At 70.0% G+C, this 17,936-nt stretch carries 14 protein-coding genes; 5 read left to right on the plus strand and 9 right to left on the minus strand.

The window, feature by feature from the left end; all coding sequences use genetic code 11:
- Position 1 precedes the first annotated feature (1 nt).
- Entirely contained in the window at positions 2-586 is a 585-nt protein-coding gene (locus tag ID810_RS11945) for a PadR family transcriptional regulator (RefSeq protein ID WP_166858129.1), read from the plus strand.
- A 136-nt stretch (positions 587-722) separates the two neighbouring features.
- Here the strand turns inward: ID810_RS11945 and ID810_RS11950 are convergent, their stop codons facing one another.
- Both ID810_RS11950 and ID810_RS11955 read right to left on the minus strand, forming a co-directional pair.
- Entirely contained in the window at positions 723-2,423 is a 1,701-nt protein-coding gene (locus tag ID810_RS11950; RefSeq protein WP_166858127.1) for an L-serine ammonia-lyase, read from the minus strand.
- Between the two features lie 95 nt (positions 2,424-2,518).
- The gene (locus tag ID810_RS11955; protein ID WP_166858124.1) at positions 2,519-3,274 is read right to left on the minus strand and encodes a TetR/AcrR family transcriptional regulator; all 756 of its coding nucleotides are present in this window, start codon (positions 3,272-3,274) and stop codon (positions 2,519-2,521) included.
- Positions 3,275-3,358: 84 nt separating this feature from the next.
- Between ID810_RS11955 and ID810_RS11960 the strand changes: the two genes are divergently transcribed.
- On the plus strand, positions 3,359-4,603 hold the full coding sequence (locus ID810_RS11960; protein ID WP_166858122.1) for an MFS transporter: 1,245 nt from the start codon (positions 3,359-3,361) through the stop codon (positions 4,601-4,603).
- Between the two features lie 175 nt (positions 4,604-4,778).
- Here ID810_RS11960 and ID810_RS11965 read toward each other — a convergent pair whose 3' ends face one another.
- Positions 4,779-6,830 (minus strand): alpha-amylase family protein, encoded by a 2,052-nt coding sequence (locus ID810_RS11965; RefSeq protein WP_166858120.1) that lies wholly within the window; start codon positions 6,828-6,830, stop codon positions 4,779-4,781.
- 90 nt (positions 6,831-6,920) lie between these two features.
- On the opposite strand from ID810_RS11965, the gene ID810_RS11970 reads away from it, so the two are divergent.
- Positions 6,921-7,739, plus strand: a complete 819-nt coding sequence (locus ID810_RS11970) for a bifunctional hydroxymethylpyrimidine kinase/phosphomethylpyrimidine kinase (RefSeq protein ID WP_166858118.1) — start codon at positions 6,921-6,923, stop codon at positions 7,737-7,739.
- A 126-nt stretch (positions 7,740-7,865) separates the two neighbouring features.
- On the opposite strand, the gene dnaB is transcribed toward ID810_RS11970, so the two are convergent.
- Complete coding sequence (gene dnaB / locus ID810_RS11975; protein WP_166858116.1) at positions 7,866-9,395, minus strand: replicative DNA helicase; 1,530 nt, start codon at positions 9,393-9,395, stop codon at positions 7,866-7,868.
- Positions 9,396-10,069: 674 nt separating this feature from the next.
- Between dnaB and ID810_RS11980 the strand changes: the two genes are divergently transcribed.
- Both ID810_RS11980 and ID810_RS11985 read left to right on the plus strand, forming a co-directional pair.
- Positions 10,070-11,536 (plus strand): MATE family efflux transporter, encoded by a 1,467-nt coding sequence (locus tag ID810_RS11980; RefSeq protein ID WP_166858225.1) that lies wholly within the window; start codon positions 10,070-10,072, stop codon positions 11,534-11,536.
- 576 nt (positions 11,537-12,112) lie between these two features.
- Entirely contained in the window at positions 12,113-13,111 is a 999-nt protein-coding gene (locus tag ID810_RS11985; protein ID WP_235931535.1) for a hypothetical protein, read from the plus strand.
- Between the two features lie 544 nt (positions 13,112-13,655).
- Here the strand turns inward: ID810_RS11985 and rplI are convergent.
- The 5 genes from rplI to ID810_RS12010 form a co-directional block, all read right to left on the minus strand.
- Entirely contained in the window at positions 13,656-14,111 is a 456-nt protein-coding gene (gene rplI / locus ID810_RS11990; RefSeq protein ID WP_166858114.1) for a 50S ribosomal protein L9, read from the minus strand.
- A gap of 15 nt (positions 14,112-14,126) precedes the next feature.
- Positions 14,127-14,363 carry a 30S ribosomal protein S18 gene (gene rpsR, locus ID810_RS11995; RefSeq protein WP_166858113.1) on the minus strand — a complete coding sequence of 79 codons (237 nt, stop codon included), beginning with the start codon at positions 14,361-14,363 and terminating at the stop codon, positions 14,127-14,129.
- Positions 14,364-14,450: 87 nt separating this feature from the next.
- Complete coding sequence (locus tag ID810_RS12000) at positions 14,451-15,005, minus strand: single-stranded DNA-binding protein (protein ID WP_166858111.1); 555 nt, start codon at positions 15,003-15,005, stop codon at positions 14,451-14,453.
- Between the two features lie 27 nt (positions 15,006-15,032).
- Positions 15,033-15,320, minus strand: coding sequence for a 30S ribosomal protein S6 (rpsF, locus tag ID810_RS12005; RefSeq protein ID WP_166858109.1), 288 nt, complete (start codon positions 15,318-15,320; stop codon positions 15,033-15,035).
- A gap of 207 nt (positions 15,321-15,527) precedes the next feature.
- A complete protein-coding gene (locus ID810_RS12010; protein WP_413227876.1) occupies positions 15,528-17,600 on the minus strand; it encodes a transglycosylase domain-containing protein in 2,073 nt (690 codons plus the stop codon).
- Between the last annotated feature and the right edge of the window lie 336 nt (positions 17,601-17,936).

Raw genomic sequence — 17,936 nt, forward strand, 5'->3', positions numbered from 1 at the left:
GATGAAGCCGGACTTCCCCTTGCTGGGACTGTTGGCGAGGCGTCCCGCGTCGGGCTACGACCTCGGAAAGTGGTTGCAGGGCGACGGCCGGTTCCTCGGACGCAAAAGCTCGATGAGCCCGATCTATCGGGCGCTGGCGGATTTCGAGGCACGCGGATGGGTCACGGTGTCGCGCATCGAGTCCGATCAGGGGCCAGCGGCGAACGTGCACAGACTCACCCCCGAGGGGCGGGAAGCGCTCGTTGTGTGGGCCAAAACTCCCCACACCCCGACCGCACGGCCGATGGATGTCGACTTCATGGTGAAGCTCAACTTTGCTGGGCAGCTCGGCCCCGAGTATGCACTGCCGATCGTCCAGACGGAGCTGGCCTTCCGCAGGCATCAGAGGGAGCAGGAGCTCTCCAACCCTTCTCCCAGCCACGACATCGACCCGATCCCAGAGATTGACGCAGCATGGTTGGAGGAGATCTACCACCTCACAGAGGACCGCGGGTGGCAGAACACCTCGCTGCTGATCTCGTGGCTCGAAACCACCGAGCGCTACCTGAAACGACTCATCCAGCGACAGCAGGCCACCACCGCGTGATGTCTCAGGACATCGGTGCCACGTTGAACCTCAGGACATGACAACGGCGATTCGGCGTACGTTCGAGCGCACATCGAGGAGCTCAGCGGGCGAGCCGGGTGGGGGTGGGGGTGACAGGCGCCGGCCCGCCCCGTCGTCAGCACTCGACGACGTTGACGGCCAGGCCGCCGCGGCTCGTCTCCTTGTACTTGGCGAGCATGTCCTCGCCGGTCTGACGCATCGTCTCGATCACCGTGTCCAGGGACACGGCGTGCCGGCCCTCCCCCCACAGCGCCATGCGCGCGGCGTTGATCGCCTTGACCGCCGCCACCGCGTTGCGCTCGATGCACGGGATCTGAACGAGCCCGCCCACCGGGTCGCAGGTGAGCCCCAGGTTGTGCTCCATCGCGATCTCCGCGGCGTTCTCCACCTGAGCGGGCGCGCCACCCAGGGCCTCGGCAAGCCCCGCCGCCGCCATCGACGACGCCGAGCCCACCTCCCCCTGGCAGCCGACCTCCGCCCCGGCGATGGAGGCGTTGATCTTGATGAGGGAGCCGACGGCGGTCGCCGCCAGCAGGAAACGGCGCGCCCCGTCGTCGTCGGCCCCGGGGACGAAGTCCTGGTAGTAGCGCAGGACCGCCGGGACGATGCCGGCCGCCCCGTTGGTCGGGGCGGTGACGACGCGACGCCCGGCCGCGTTCTCCTCGTTGACGGCCAGGGCGAACAGGTCCACCCAGTCCATGCCGCGCAGGGGGTCGGCCTGGGTGTAGGCGGCAGCGGGGCCGGCGGCCTGGGCGAGCAGCCGCTCACGCAGGGCCTTGGCGCGACGCCGGACGCCGAGGCCGCCGGGCAGGACGCCGTCGGTCCTCATCCCCGCCTCGATGCAGGCGTTCATTGTCGCGCGCAGACGGTCGAGGTAGGCGTCGACCTCCTCCTCGCTGCGGGCGGAGACCTCATTGGCGCGCACGACGTCGGAGACCCGCAGCCCCTCGCGCTCGCAGATGGCCAGCAGCTCCGCAGAGGAGGAGAAGGGGAAGGGGGCGGGCGTCGCGTGCGCCTCGGCGCTTGAGACGGTGGCGAGCGCGCGGATGGACGGGGCGCCGGGCACGCCGACGTCCTCCATGACGAAGCCGCCGCCCACCGAGTAGTAGGTGCGACACAGGACCTCCTGGCCCTCGGAGCGGTAGGCGCTGATCGTCATGCCGTTGACGTGGTAGGGCAGGACGCGGCCGGGAAGGAAGTGGATGTCGGTGGCCGGGTCGAAGGGGACGTCACCAACGCCGTCGACCGTGAGCGTCCCGACGGCGGCGACCTCCTCGATCTGGCGGGCGCAGACCTCGGCGGGCACCGTCTCGGGCTCGTAGCCCGCCAGGCCCATGACGACGGCCCGGTCGGTGGCGTGGCCGCGGCCGGTGGCGCCGAGCGAGCCGTAGAGCTCGACGGTCAGGCGGGCGACCCGCTCGGCGCCACCGGGTTCCGTGGGCTCCACGGCCAGGTGCACGACGTCGTCGGGGACGACGACGGCGGCCAGCTCGTCGGCAAAGGCCCGCCCGGCCCGCATGGGGCCCACGGTGTGGGAGGAGGAGGGGCCGATGCCGATGCGCATGAGATCGAAGACGCTCAGGGGCCGTGAGGCCTGCTCTGCGGAGATCTCACCTGCCAGGAGCGCGGCGGGCGTGGTGGCGTCCAAGGTCGCGCGGTGCAGGGTGGTGCCGGCGCAGTCGTCCGCGGAGAGGGCGGAGACAGCGCTCGGCGTGGGCAGGGCCGCGGGCCGGTCGCTCACGGCGCTGGCCGCACCGACAGTGCCGACGGCGGTTCCGACGGCGCCCGGTCCGGTCCCCACAAGGTCACTGGTCATAGGGACATGATGCCCTGAATTGGTGGCCTCGCCCACACCTGACGGACGCAGCGGTTGGTTGCCCCGTCCTCATCGCCTGACGATCCCTCACGCAGTTAGTCGACCTCGCCCGGGGCCTGCGCCCGGGGAAGAACCACGTGCTCAACCCCATCGAGCAGCGAGGCGATGAGGAGCTCGAAGTACTCGTCACTCACCCTGTCCTCGTGGTCGCCCGAGCTCAGGGGGCCGAACAGGTGCTCGATCATCAGGCGCGTGCCCGGCGACTGCCGGGCGAGGGGCTCCATGTGGTCGATCATTCGGGCCAGGTCGTGCCGACGCTCACCTTGCTGGGCGGACCGACGGTTGCGCGCCGCGATGGCGGACACTGCCGAGTTGCTGATCATCGCGTAGGCGATGGGGGCGAAGTCGGCGAATCCGGCCTCCTGGAGCTTGGCGACGGCGGTGTCGATCATGGGTGTGAAGCCCCGGGTGAGCTCCCCGCGCATGATCCGGTCGGCCACTCCGTGGTACGTCAGCAGGACCGGCCGGGCGTTGAGGAGCATGGTCATGAACCACTCCTTCCACCCCAGCTCCGGGTCGGGCAGTTCGATGAGGGTGCTGACGCGCTCGACGATGGCGTCGCAAATGTCCCCCTTCGTCGGGTAGTAGTGGTAGACGACCGAGGGGACAACGTCGAGCTCCTCCGCCAACCGGCGCAGAGACCAGCCGTCGAGGCCCAGCTGTTCGGTGAGCTCCTGGGCTCGGTCGACCACGAGCTCGGCCGTGAGGCCGACCCGCCGTGCCGTCGTGCCCTTCGGCTCTACGTCCCGTGCGGCCGTCGCCTGCGTCATTGCTTCCCGTGCCCTTGCCATAGACCCACCATAGTGACCTTGACAGTACTAGGTCACCGTTCTAGTTTCCTTGCTAGACCAGCGTTCTAGCGCGAGAGGATCACCATGACCGCATCTGCCCCACTTGCCGACGTCGAGGACGCCCAGACATCCGGCTCCACCCAGTCCCGGCTCATCCTCATGACCGTCTTCCTGGCCTTCATGGGACAGATGATGCTCAACCCGATCATCGCTCCACTCTCCCGCAGCATGGGACTGCGAGAGTGGCATATCGGCGCCGCGGTGTCCCTCGCGGCCCTCACCCTGGCCTCCCTCAGCCAGTTCTGGGGACGACGCTCCCAGAAGAGCGGAGTCAGGGTGGTGCTCACGACCTCCATGACCGTCGGAGCCGTCGCTCTGGCCTCCTTCGCCGGCCTGGCGTGGCTGGGCGTGCGCGGCATCTGGACGGGCACCGGGCTCGCGCTCGGGGTCATTCTGACCCGGGGGATCCTCTACGGTTCAGGAATCTCCGCGATCCTGCCGACGGCGCAGACCTACTTCGTCACGCGCGCCCGAAGCGAGAACGAGCGCGTCAAGCTCCTGGGGGCCACGGGTGCCGCCCAGGGCCTGGCCACCATCCTCGGGGCGGTCCTCGGCGGGGCATTGGCCACCGTCGGCGGTCTCCTCCTGCCGGTGACGGTCATGCCTCTGCTCATGGTCTGCGCCATCGCCGTTGTCCTGGTTGCCCTGAAGCCGGAGAAGCCGACCGCGCTGATCGATCGCCCGGCCACGATCTCCTACACCGACCCGCGCGTGCTCCCCTTCCTGCTCACCGGCTTCATGATGTTCCTGTCCTTCGCCGCCCTTCAGACGCTCCTCGGCTTCGCCGTCCAGGACCGCTTCGGGCTGTCCGACTCCGGCACGGCAGGGCTGACCTCCGCGGTCATGGTGGCAATGTCGGTGTCCATGGTGATTACCCAGGGCGTGGTGGTTCCCCGGCTCGGCTGGAGCTCTCGACGCCTGCTGCGCACAGGTCTTGTGGTCCTGGTCGTCGCAACCGCCTGCCTCCTGCCGACCGCCTCGTACGTGCTGCTCGTGGCAGGCTGCGTCCTGACCGGACTCGGTCTCGGCATGGCCATCCCCGGCTACAACACCGGCCCCACCCTGGAGATGAGCAAGGAGGAGCAGGGGTCCGTCGCCGGGCTCATCAACGCCAACAACGGCGTCACGTACGCCATCGCCCCCATCGCCTCCACGGCGGCCTATGGATGGGACCCCGCCGCACCATTCGTGGGGATCCTCGCACTCATGGGCACCGCGGCCGTCTTCAGTCTCCTGCATCCCGCACTGCGGGTTCGCCGCCAGGCCTGAGGCCTCGACCCGGGGCGGGTGGGGGTCGACGGCGGGGCCCCAGGTGGGCGGCCCACCCGACGCGGGCGAGCCAGTCCAGCAGCCGCCCAGCGGGACTCATTCTTCGGGCGGCCCACCCCACGCGGGCGAGCACCCTGCGGGCGGACGGGTCCGACGGTGGTGCCGCCGTCGGCCCTCAGTCGGTGGGGCGCACAAGCCACCAGGCGGCATACGGGGGCACCGGGACGAGCCCATCGCCCGCGCCCTCCAGCGTCGTCGACCACTCCGGGATCGTGTCTGTCAGCACGTCGATGGCGCCCAGCACCCCGTACTCGGCCAGACGCGAGGCCGGCACTGAGCGCCAGTCGGGCGTCACGTTGTAGACGCCCACGAAGCTGCCCCGTGGGTGGTCGCGGAAGGTGACGAGGACGCCGTCGTCGTCGACCGGCGCGACGAGGGTGCGCACGTCCGCACGCAGCTGCGGCAGCAAGGCCCGCACCCGTCCCATCCTCACGAGGTCGCCAAAGACGCGGCCGGTGACCGTCGTCGGATCATGGCGCTGGGCCACCAGGGCGTCGGACAGGACCGGGCGGCCGGCCCACCGCGAGTCGGCCTCGTGCCCGGGCTCGGTGTCCCAGTTGGGGTCGTTGTACTGGCCGAGCTCGTCGCCGCTCCACAGGACGGGCACACCGCCCCAGCCGTAGATGATGGCGTTGGCCAGGCGCAGCGCGTCCAGGCGCTGGGCGAGCCAGGTGCGCAGTTCCTCCTCCCGCCACTGGGGCGTATCGTCCGTGATCCCCTCGACGGCCTCCGCGGCCGCCTCGATGCCGATGAGGGAGGCGGATGTGCCACTGATGCGGCGGTCCTGGGTGACGGGGTTGTACTGGAAGACCAGCCCCCGTGCGTCACTCATGGGGTAGACGCCGCGGTACCAGTCGGCGAGGAACTGGCGGTGCCAGAAGCCGTTGAGGCCCACCGACTCGGCGTCGGCGTCGTCAATGGCCCAGCCGATGTCGTCGTGGCAGCGGATGTAGGTGATCCACGTGGCCGTGGCCGGCTCGACCGGCAGGCAGGACAGGGCCCGGGCCGCGAGGCGGACGTTGCGCGAGGCGAGCATGGACCAGACCTGGACCATGAGGGAGTTGTGGTAGGCGAGGTCGGAGACCTTGCCCGTGTAGCGGCCCTGGCCCAGGTACTGCAGGAGCTCGGTGGGGGCGACGATCGCCTCGGCCTTGAGGTCCACCGCAGGGCAGGCGATGCGGGTGAGGGCGCGCAGGACCTGGGTGATGGCGTGGACCTCGGGCTGGCCCTGGCAGTCGGTGCCCTTGCGCTTGATGGTGAAGGCGATGGCGTCCAGGCGCAGCACCTCGACGCCCCGGTTGGCCAGGTCGAGCACGATCGAGGCGTACTCCTCCATGACGTGGGGGTTGCGCCAGTTGATGTCCCACTGGAAGGAGTTGAAGGTGGTCCACACCCAGCCGCCGGCCTCCTCCTCCCAGGTGAAGTTGCCCGGGGCGAAGTCGGGGAAGATCTCGGGCAGGGTCCGCTCGTACTCGTCCGGCTCAGTGCGGTCGGGGAAGATGTGGAAGTAGTCGCGGTAGCGCTGCTCACCGGCGCGGGCGCGCACCGCCCACTCGTGCTCGCGTGCGACGTGGTTGAGCACGAGGTCGATGACGAGGCTGATGCCGCGGGCGCGCAACTGCCCTGCCAGGTGGGCGAGGTCCTCCATGTCGCCCAGGTCCGGGCGGACCGAGCGGTAGTCGGCGACGGCGTAGCCGCCGTCGGAGTCGCCGGGGCGCGGGGTGAGCAGAGGCATGAGGTGCAGGTAGGTCACGCCCAGCTCACGCAGGTAGCCGATGCGCTCCTCGACGCCGCGCAGGTCCCCGGCGAAGCGCTCGGTGTAGGCGGCGTAGCCGATGCGGGAGGAGTCCTGGACCCAGGTGGGGTCGAGGGTGCGGGCGAGGTCGAGGCGGCGCAGCTGCGGGTCGCGCGCGACCCAGGCGGTGGCCGCCTCGGTGAGGAGGTGGACCGCGGTAGCGCGTACGACGTCGTCGCCGCGCTCACCGTAGAGGGTGACCAGACCGTCGATGACGTCGGGGTACCAGCGCTCGACGCGGGTGGTGAGGACCTCGCGCTCGGGCTCCGGCAGGGCGGCGTCGTCGAGAACGGCGTCGACGGCGCTGCGGACCTGCTCGGGGACGACGCTGTCCGTGGACCAGGGGCTGCGGGAGGATGTGATGGCGCTCATAGGGTAATGGTCGCAAATCCCGCCTGCCGGAGGGAAGGACTAGGGGTGCACCGTTTGCACCGAGCCCCTGGCCAGGGCACGCTTCATCCCATGACCAGCACTGACACGTCACTCCCGCCCATCGCCCTCGCCATCGCAGGGACGGAGGCCTCCGGCGGCGCCGGTGCGCAGACGGACCTCAAGACCTTCACCCAGCTCGGCGTGTACGGCTGCGTGGCCCTGACCTGCATCGTCTCCATGGACCCCGCCCACGACTTCAACCACCGCGTCGTCGGCGTCGAGCCGCAGGTGATCCTGGACCAGGTGGAGGCCTGCGTGGGGGTCAACCCCCGCATTGACGCGGTCAAGATCGGCATGCTCGGCTCCCTGCCGACGATCGACGCCGTGGACCGGGCGCTGGAGACTCACGGCTTCACCAACGTGGTGCTTGACCCGGTGCTGGTGTGCAAGGGTCAGGAGTTCGCCGAGGCGAAGGCTGTCGACGACGAGCTGCGCGCCCGCATCCTGCCGCGCGCGCGGATGACGACGCCGAACCTCTTCGAGTCGGCCACCCTCGCCGGCATGGAGGAGATCACGACCGTCGCGCAGCTCAAGGACGCGGCTAAGCGCATCCACGACCACGGTGTGCCGAACGTGCTGGCGAAGGCCGGCCCGAGCCTGGGCACGGGCACCGCGCTCGACGTCTTCTACGACGGTACGAACCTCGAGGTCCTGGAGACGGAGGTCGTCGGCAATGTGCGCGTGCACGGCGCGGGCTGCACGCTCGCCGCGGCTGTGACGGCCGAGCTCGCCAAGGGCGCGACGCCGCTTGAGGCGGCCGTGACGGCGAAGAACGTCGTCAACGCCTCCATCGGCATGCGCGGGAACATTCCCTTCACCTACGTCTGGCAGGGCTGGTACCAGGCCTGAGGAGCTGCAGCGCCAGCGGAGCCGGGGGCGGGCGGGTGTGGGCGGGCGGGCGCACCCGCACGGCCCCGCCCGCCCCCGCTCAGTACTCCGGCTCGGCCGGCCCCGCACAGCCCCGCAGGCGCCCGCTCAGTACTCCGGCTCGGCCGGGGCGATGTCGCGGGCCATGTTCGCAAAACGCGACAGGTGGCCCTGGAAGGCGACCGGGATCGTCTGGGTGCGCCCATTGCGGTGCTTGGCAACGATGATGTCGGCCTCGCCGGGCCGGTCCTCCGGCTGGTAGTACTCCGGGCGGTGCAGCAGCATGATGATGTCCGCGTCCTGCTCCAGTGAGCCCGACTCACGCAGGTCGGACATCTGCGGTTTGTTGCCCGTGCGCTGCTCGGGCCCGCGGTTGAGCTGTGCCACGGCGATCAGTGGAATCTCGAGCTCCTTGGCGAGCAGCTTGAGCGAGCGCGAGAACTCGGAGACCTCCTGCTGACGCGACTCCACACGCTTGCCCGAGCTCATGAGCTGCAGATAGTCGATGACCATGAGGCCCAGGTTGTGCTGCTGCTTGAGACGCAGCGCCTTCGAGCGGATCTCAGGCATGGTGAGGTTCGGGGAGTCGTCGATGAACAGAGGCGCCTCGCTCACGGGGTTGTAGGCGAGGGCGACGTCCGTCCAGTCGCGGTCATTCATCTTCTTGCCGCCGCGCAACTTGGTCATCTCGACGCCGGACTCGGCGGCCAGCACACGCATCATGAGCTCGCTGCGGCCCATCTCGAGCGAGAAGTAGCAGGAGGTGATGGCCCTGCCACTCTCGTCACGCGAGTGGATCGAGGCCGAGCGGCAGATGTCGACGGCGAGCGTGGACTTTCCCATGGCGGGGCGCGCCGCGATGATGACCATCTGCCCGCCCTTGAGTCCGCCGGTGAAGAGGTCATCCAGCTCGATGAAGCCCGTGGGGACGCCGAAGGAGGCGCCTCGGTCCTGGGACTGGCCGGCCTCGATCTCGAGATTGGTCTCGTTGAGGAGCTGTCCGACGGCGATGTAGTCCTCACGGTCGCCCTCGCGGTGGGCGACGGCGTAGACCTCGGCCTCCGCCATGGTGACGAGCTCGTCGATGTCCCCCGCGTCGGTGGAGAAGCCGAGCTGGGTGATGCGTGTGCCCGCCTGGACGAGCCCGCGCATGAGGGACTTCTCCTTGACGATGCGCGCGTAGTAGGCGGCGTTGGCGGCAACCTGGACGCCGGCGATGAGGTCGGTGAGGTAGGAGGCGCCGCCGACGATCTCGAGCTCGCCGCGCTTGGCCAGTTCATCGGCGACGATGAGGGCGTCAGCCGGCTCAGAGCGGTTATAGACCTCGACGATGGCGTCGAAGATCATCTCGTGCGCGGGCTTGTAGAACTCGGGTCCGCGCAGGACCTCGATGACGTCGGTAACGGCCTCCTTGCTCATGAGCATGCCGCCGAGCGTGGCCATCTCCGCGGCGAGGTCCTGTGGGGGGACGCGGTCGAAGACGCCGTCGAATCGGGCGCCCCGCGAGTTGCGGCGGTCGTTGCGCTCGTGTGTGTCCCGACGGCGGCCGCCCCAGTCCTCACCTCCGGCACGGGTGCCGACCGCGTCCGGGTGGCCGGGCTCGTAGGAGGGGGCGTCCCCCGGGTCGATGTCCGTCATGCGCTCCTCCTGGCGGTCCGTGGACTCGGCGGGGGTGGTCCCCCACACCGTCGTTCAGGCCCGTGCGCGCGCACCTTAACCATCGTCGGCATCACGGGCAAACGCTCGGGGACGGCATCATGTGGACAACGGGGAACAGCCTGTGGAAGGGCGGAGAAGTCTTGTGTCCGACACGCACAAGGCATGTGGACAACCGTGTGACGAACTCGCATGACGAGAAACACATGGCGTACTGACCCTTATGATTCCAACGTTTTCCGGGCCCGGATGAAGCTGTGGGAGCAGCAGAGACAATCTGTGGACAAGTCTGCCGACCTGTGGATGAACCTCAACCAGTCCCTGAGATGTGGACCCGCGTGCGGTGGTCCTGGGAAGACAGCCCGCCCGGCCTCTTACGGGTATATGTGGACCCGCGTGCGGTGGTCCTGGGCCTCTTCAGCGCATGAGACACTGTCCGCCCCCGACCCGTGGAGAGACCCGTGCCGCCAGCACCCTCAGGACCCCATCCTCCGGACGGCGCCGCCGCGAACCCGTCGACGGACGGCACCGCCCCGGGCCCGTCGACGGACGGCACCGCCGCGAACCCGTCGACGGACAGCACCGCCACGGGCCCGTCGAGGCACGGCACCGCCCCGGGCCCGTCGGCCCGCCCCACTCGCGCGCTCGACCGGCGCATCCTGTCCCTGGCCCTCCCCGCGCTCGGCGCGCTGGTGGCCGAGCCCCTCTTCGTCATCATCGACTCCGCGATGGTTGGGCACCTGGGCGCGACAAGCCTGGCCGGCCTGTCCCTGGCCTCGACGGTGCTCACCACCGTCGTCGGCCTGTTCGTCTTCCTCGCCTACGCCACCACGGCCACCACCTCCCGGCTCTTCGGCGCTGGAGACCGTGGGGGTGGCCTGCGCGCCGGCGTCGACGGCCTGTGGCTCGCCGCGCTTCTCGGAGTTGCTGCCGCGGTCCTGCTGTGGTCAACGGCCCCCTGGGTCGCAGCTGCGCTCGGGGCCGACGCCGAGGTGGCGCGCGCGTCGGTCGCCTACCTGCGTGCCTCCGCACCAGGTCTGCCGGGCATGCTCGTGGTCTACGCCGCCACGGGGACCTTGCGAGGACTGCTGGACACGCGCACGCCCTTCGTCGTCGCCACAGCCGGCGCGGTGGTCAACGTGGGTCTCAACGCGATCTTCCTGTACGCCGTCGGCATGGGGGTGGCGGGCTCGGGCCTGGGCACGGCCATCACCCAGACGCTCATGGCGGCGGCCCTTACCCTGCCGGTGGTGCTCACCGCCCGCACGGAGGGCGTGAGCCTGGCGCCGCGGCGCGCGGGGCTGGGGGCGTCTCTCGGTGCCGGGGCGCCGTTGCTCGTGCGCACACTCACGCTCCGGATCGCGATCCTCGCGACCGTGTGGACGGCGACGGCGCTGGGTGAGGTGCCGCTCGCCGCCCACCAGGTCGTGAACTCCCTGTGGGGCTTCACCGCCTTCTGCCTGGACGCGCTGGCGATCGCGGCGCAGGCGCTCATTGGCACAGCCCTGGGGCAGGCGGACGCCGTGGCGAGCGAAGGCCGGACGGGGGAGGCCACGTCGCAGCCGGACAAGGCCTCGTCGTCGCAGCCGGGCGAGGCCTCGTCGTCGCAGCGGGGCTCCGTGAAGCTCGGCGAGGTCCCCTCACAGCCGGGCAGGGCCGGGGCGCTGCTGGGCGGCGTCGGAGAGCCAACTCCCGAACCTCCTCTGTCGATTGATGCGGTGCTGCGCCGGTCGCTGGCGTGGGGCGTGGGCACCGGCGCTCTCATCGGCGTCGTCCTGGCAGCCCTCGCCCCGTGGCTACCGCGACTGTTCAGCTCCGACACGCAGGTCGTCGACGCAGCCGTGCCCGTACTGCTCGTGGCGGCATCCGCCCTGCCGCTGGCCGGCGCCGTCTTCCTTTTTGACGGCGTGCTCATGGGTGCCGGGGACGGGGTGTACCTGGCGAAGGCGGGGGTCGTCACCCTCATGCCGTACCTGCCGCTGGCGGTGGCGGTCCATGCCGGGTGGCCGGCGGGCGGCGCCGCAGGCCTGGTGTGGTTGTGGGTGGCCTTCGCGTGGGTGTTCATGGGCGCGCGCCTGGTGACGACGGGCCTGCGCACCCGCACCGACGCCTGGCGCTCCTAGGGCTCCTAGGCATGCTCACCTCGGCGTCGTCGTCCTGAGTGGGGATCTCCCGTCCGTCCATCTCGTTCCCCAGCGCTCCACCCGCCCGTCCACCTCGTTCCCCAGCGCTCCACCCGCCCGTCCACCTCGTTCCCCGCCCGTCCATCTCGTTCCCCAGCGCTCCACCCGCCCGTCCACCTCGTTCCCCGCCCGTCCATCTCGTTCGCCAGCGCTCGACCTCGTTCGGTTAAGGAACGAGATCGACTTGTGGGGAACGAGATCAGAACCTGAGGAACGAGATCAACGGCAGTAGTCGAGTCCTCTGTGGGCCACGACGGACGCCAGCCGCACTCACCAAGCCCGACCACACCAACCATGCCCGCCGCACTCACCAAGCCCGACCACGCCAACACACCAGCCGCGCTCAAGCAAGCCCGACCAGGCCCGACCACGCCCGCCTGTCCGTCCGCCACACCCGGGAACACGAGGAGGGGCCCCTGTCACAGCGCACACCCCCGGGCTGCACAGGCCTGCGCCACCGCACCCTCGTCCACAGGGACCCGATAGGGCCGCCCGCCCACCCGTCAGGATGCTGGCATGGACGCCATCGACCACCAGCACGAACCTCTGCCCGTTGTTCTGGTCAATGCAGGGCCGCCGCGCTTCATGGACCATCCCATCAGGCTGGGCCGGGGACTATTCGCGGACCTCGACCCCACTGGCCTGTCCCCCTGGGAGAGCAGCAGACGCCTCAGCCTCGCCCGCTGCTCGGCCGCCGTGCTGCGCGTGCCCTCAGCCCGGTGCCTCAGCCACGAGGCGGCGGCCCTCGTGCACGGCCTCGCCGTCGCCCGCGCGGAACCGGATATCAGCCTCATCCTGCCCACCTGGCCCAGCCGCTCCTCGGTTCCCCTCCCCACCGCACCGGGCGGCGGCCCCCAGGTCCAGCTGCGACGACGCACCCTGCGGATCTCGGCGGAGGACATCACCGTCGTCGACGGCCTGCCCGTCACCACCGTGCTTCGCACCGCCGTCGACTGCGCCTTTGACCTGCCGGCGCAGGAGGCGATCTGCGTAGTGGACGCGGCGCTGCGACGGATCTGCCAGCCCGATCGGCGTCGCCCCGACGAGGCGGCCCGGCTGACGCAGGTGCTGCGCCACCGTCTCACCACCATGATCGCGGCCTGCGGCCGTCGGCGCGGTGCCCGGCGAGCCAGGGCAGTGGCCTCCATCGCCTCACCCCTGTCCGAGTCACCGGGCGAGTCCGTCCTCCGGTGCTTCGTCGCGGCGCTCGGGCTACCGACACCGCAGCTGCAGCACGGTATCGTCCTCGAGGAGGGGCGCACCGTCTTCCCCGACCTCGCCTGGCCCGAGGTCCTCGTCTCCCTGGAGTTCGATGGCCGCCTCAAGTACACGTCCCCGGAGGCGCTGTGGCGGGAGAAGCAGCGCCGCGACGCTCTGAATCGGCTGGGATGGCGTTGTGAGCACGTGACCTGGGGCGACCTTCAGGACCTCGGTTCCCTCAGGTCCAGGATCTTCCGGCTCTTCCCGCCGCAGGTGCTACGGGCCGCACACCCCGAGCCCCTCCTGTGGTCCTGACGAATCCGACGACGCTCCGCCGCACCGCAGGCCGGAGCCCTCGCCAACGACCGCGCGCCCACCGACGACCGCGCCCACCGAGTCCGCCTCGTACCCTCCACGTTCATCTCGTCCCTCGCGGGTCCACCTCGTCCCTTAAACGAACGAGGTCGAGCAAGAAGGAACGAGGTCAAGCAGAGCGAACGAGATCAAGGCAGCAGGGACGAGGTCAGCGGCCGACCGACGCGACCCCGGCACGGCACCGATCCTGGCCGCGAGAACGCCCATGGGCCCGCCACCCCACCACCAACGCCCCGCCAACCCGGTCAGCACAACACCCATGAAGCCCGCCACCCCACCGCCGACGCCCCGCCAACCCGGTCAGCACAACACCCATGAAGCCCGCCACCCCACCGCCGACGCCCCGCCAACCCGGTCAGCACAACACCCGTGGGGCCCGCTACCTCGCCAGGTAGCGGGCCCCACGGGCGTTGAGGAGTCGGAGACGCTCAGCGCTCGCCGCCCAGCGCGCGCCGCACGCCGCTCAGCGCACGCCGCGCCCCGCTCAGCGCGCGGCGACGACGCTGACCTCGAGGGGGGCGACGACGTCGGCGTGCAGGCGCACGGAGGCCGAGTGGCGACCGGTCGACTTGATCGGAGGAACGACCTCGATCTTGCGGCGGTCGATGGCGGGGCCGCCAGCGGCCTTGACGGCCTCGGCGAGCTCGGCGGTGGTGACGGCGCCGAAGAGGCGGCCGTTGGCGCCCGCGGTGGCGGTCACCGTGATGACGTTCTCCTGCAGCCAGGCGCGGCCGGCCTGGGCCTGCTCGAGCGACTCGATGGTGCGCTTGCGGCGGGCCTCGGCCATCTGGTCGATCTGGCGCTGGGCGCCCTTGGTCCACGGCGTGGCCAGCTTGCGGGGGACGAGGTAGTTGCGGGCGTAGCCGTCCTTGACCTCGACCACGTCACCGGCGGAGCCGAGCTTGGCCACGTCGTGCGTGAGGATGAGCTTGGTGGTCATGTCGGTGTCCTCCGATCAACGAGCAGAGCTCGAGTAGGGCAGCAGGGCCATCTCGCGGGCGTTCTTGACGGCCTTGGCGATCTTGCGCTGGTCCTGGACGGAGACGCCGGTGACGCGGCGGGCGCGGATCTTGCCGCGGTCCGAGATGAACTTCCGCAGGGTGGCGGTGTCCTTGTAGTCGATAGTGCCGACCCTGATCGCCTTGACCGGGCCGAGCTTCTTCTTCGGCTTACGAAGCTGAGGCTTCGCCATAGTGGTACTCCTTGGTTCGAGCGCCCGAGGCGCTCATACGAGATGGGGTGGGGGCACTGCGCGCGGGCGCGGCGCCGAGGGAAACGATCAGAACGGGGGCTCGTCGCCGAAGTTGGTGGCACCGCCCGTGGCCCACGGGTCATCCGTGGCGCCACCGGAGGGGGCGTTATACGAGGCCTGCTGGCCTCCGCCGTAGCCACCCTGGCCACCACCCTGGTAGCCGCCCTGCTGGCCGCCACCCTGGTTGTAGCCTCCGTGGCCGCCACCCTGGCCGCCACCCGGAGTGCGGGTGACCTGAGCCTTGGCGCGCCACAGGGACGGGCCGATCTCGTCGACCTGCATCTCCACGACGGTGCGCTGGGCGCCCTCGCGGTCCGTGTAGGAACGCTGCTGCAGGCGGCCCTGGGCGATGACGCGCATGCCCTTGTCCAGGCTGTCAGCAACGTTCTCCGCCATATCGCGCCAGGCAGAGCAGCGCATGAACAGCGTCTGGCCCTCCTGCCACTCGTTCGCCTGGCGGTTGAAGGTCCGCGGCGTCGACGCGATGGTGAAGGACGCCACCGGCGCGCCGGAGTTGGTGTAGCGGATCTCCGGCTTGGCCGTGAGGTTGCCGATGATTGTGATGACGGTGTCGCCAGCCATAGTTCTCTACCGTTTCCCGTCCAAGGCTCAGGCCTCGGGACGCAGCAGCTTCGTGCGCAGGACGGACTCGTTGAGGCCGAGCTGGCGGTCGAGCTCCTGGGCGATGGCCGGCGTGGTGGTCATGTCGACGACGACGTAGAAGCCCTCGGACTTCTTCTTGATGTCGTACGCAAGACGGCGCTTGCCCCAGACGTCGACCTTGTCGACGGTGCCCCCGTTGCTGGGAACGACCTGCAGCAGCTTCTCGAGAGACGCGGCGACGGTGCGCTCGTCGGTCTCGGGCTCGAGAATGATCATGATCTCGTAATGACGCATGCTTGGTACCCACCTCCTCTGGTCTGTGGCGGTCACGGTCTTTCCGTGACAGGAGGGTGATGCGTAAGCCGTGCCGTCCAGGCGGGTGCCCGACGGCGCAACCGAGCCACAACCTTACCGGAGTGCCGCGGGACAGGGGAAGGCGAGGGGCCGCCTCAGCGCGTGGGATCCAGCACGCCGACGACGACCCCTCAGCCCGCAGGGCGACTATCCCCCCGGGCCCCGGGTGGGGGCCTCGGACCCCTCATCCGACGGCTGCGTCGGCACCTGCTGCGTCGGCTCCGGCGCGGGCGGTGGCCCGACAGGCTGGGTCGGCGGCGCCGTCTGCTCAGGCTCGGCGGGCACCTCAGCCGTCTGGACCGGGATGGGCTCCTCGGCGGGGGTCGGCGTCAGCGTCGCCTCGGGCTGGGGAGTGCCGAACAGGCCGCCGCGCTTGTAGGAGCCCGCGGTGCGGTCGGGGAAGCCCACCACAGGCAGGTCCGCGAGCGCGGTGGCCATGTACTCGGTGAAGATGTCAGCAGGGTAGGTGGAGCCGGTGATCTCCTCGTACTCGCCCCAGGGGGTGATCGACTCCTCCGAGCCGTCCGCGCCCGTCTGGTACAGGGTGACGGCCGTTGTGATCTGGGGGGTGTAGCCGACGAACTGGGCGGACTTGTTGTCCGACGACGAGCCCGTCTTGGCGGCGACCGGCCGGCCGAGCTCGAGGGCCGTCGTGCCGGAGCCGTACTGGACGACCTGCTGCATCGCGTAGGTGGCGTCCGCCATGACGCCGGTGTCGAAGACCCGCTCACCGTCCGTCGAGGGCTGGTAGGCGACCGAGCCCGCGGAGTTCGTCACCGAGGCGACGATGTGCGTGTCATGGCGCACGCCCTGGGCGGAGAAGGTCGCGTAGGCGGTGGCGATGTCGATCGTGCGCGGCGCGGCGGAGCCCAGGACGTTCTGGGCGTAGGCGTCCAGGCCGTAGGTGTCCTTGGGGTAGCCGGCGCGCACGGCGACCTCGTTGGTGACCTGCGCACCCAGGTCATAGTTGAGCTGGACGTAGGAGGTGTTGATCGAGTAAGCCGTCATCTTCACCAGGTCCGACCACGGATAGGACACGTCGCCGTAGTTCCTGAAGGTGTTGCCGTCGATCTCCATGGGGGAGGCGCCGCTGTAGCCGTTGGCGAGGGTGGCACCGTTCTCGAGGGCGGCAACGAGGGCGAAGGGCTTGAAGGTCGAGCCGGCCTGGGCGATGGCGTCGGTGGCGGCGTTGACCTGGTTGGTGAGGTAGTCCGAGCCTCCGTAGAGGGCGCGGATCCCACCGGTGGCGGAGTCGATGGAGACCAGGGCGACCCTGAGGTTCTCGGAGTGCCCCTCGGGGAGGTTGTTGACGGCGGCGACGGCGGCGTCCTGATCCGTCTTGTTGATGGTGGTGACGATGGTGTAGCCGCCGGTGTCGATCTGCTCGGCGGTCAGGCCGGCGTCGGCCTGGAGCTCGGCGCGTGCCAACTGCAGGAGGTAGCCGTTGGGACCGCCGTAGACCTGCTCGTTGTTGTCGGCGATGGTCTCGGGCATGACGGCGGCGTCGCGCTCAGCCTGAGTGATGCGGCCGTCCTCAAGCATGAGGTCGAGGACGCGCTCGAAGCGCGCGGCGGCCTGCTCGGGGTCGACGGCGGGGTCCCAGGCGCTGGGGGCGGGCAGGATGCCGGCGAGCAGGGCGGACTCGGCGACCGTCAGTTCACTCGCGGGGTGGCCGAAGAAGGCCTGAGAGGCGGCCTCAATGCCGTAGGCGCCACGGCCGAAGTAGACGGTGTTGAGGTAGGAGTCGAGGATCTGCTCCTTGGGCAGCTCACGGTCGATCTTGATGGCCATGATGGCCTGCTGGAACTTGCCGAGGTAGGAGCTGGTCGTGTCGACGTAGTAGTTCTTGATGTACTGCTGGGTGAGGGTGGAGGCGCCCTGTCTGCCGCCGCCGCTCAGGTTGTTCCACAGGGCGCGGAGGATGCCCTTGGGGTCGACACCGCTGTTGGTCCAGAAGGTGCGGTCCTCACTGGCGACGACGGCGTTGCCGACGTAGTCCGGCAGGGTCGAGGTGTCGATGATGGTGCGGTCGACCTCAGCGAAGGTGCCCATCGGGGTTACGCCGTCGGCGTAGTAGACGGTGGTGGACTGGGCCTGGGCGAACTCACTGGGCTCGGGGACGTCAATGACGCTGTAGGCGACGATGAAGGTGGTGGCCAGGGCGGCGATGAGGAGGAAGAAGGAGCCCAGGAGGAAGCGCCAGCCGGGCAGCCAGCGCATGATGGGGCCCTTGCCCGCACGGGGGTAGTTGATGAGCCGACGGCGCCCGGCGGGGTGGCCCTTGGCGGTGCCGCGGCTCTTGGCCGACGTGCTCATGGCGGGCCGACGGCGGGTGTCGCGCCCGCTCTTGCCGGCACGGGAGGTCCCCTTGCTGCTGCTCCTGGCCACGTCGGCCAGGCGTCGCCCGGTGGGGCGGCCGCCGCTGCTCGCGCTGGTGTTAGCCACGCACTCCTCGTTTCCAGTTCGTTTCCAGTCGGGTTTACGGCCCTGCAACCGTATGAATGCTTCCAGTATGGCGGCCGTAGGCTGGGAGGGACAGGACGCAGGTCACGGCGC

This window comes from Actinomyces respiraculi, from assembly GCF_014595995.2.
In the GTDB taxonomy this organism is placed as follows: domain Bacteria; phylum Actinomycetota; class Actinomycetes; order Actinomycetales; family Actinomycetaceae; genus Actinomyces; species Actinomyces respiraculi.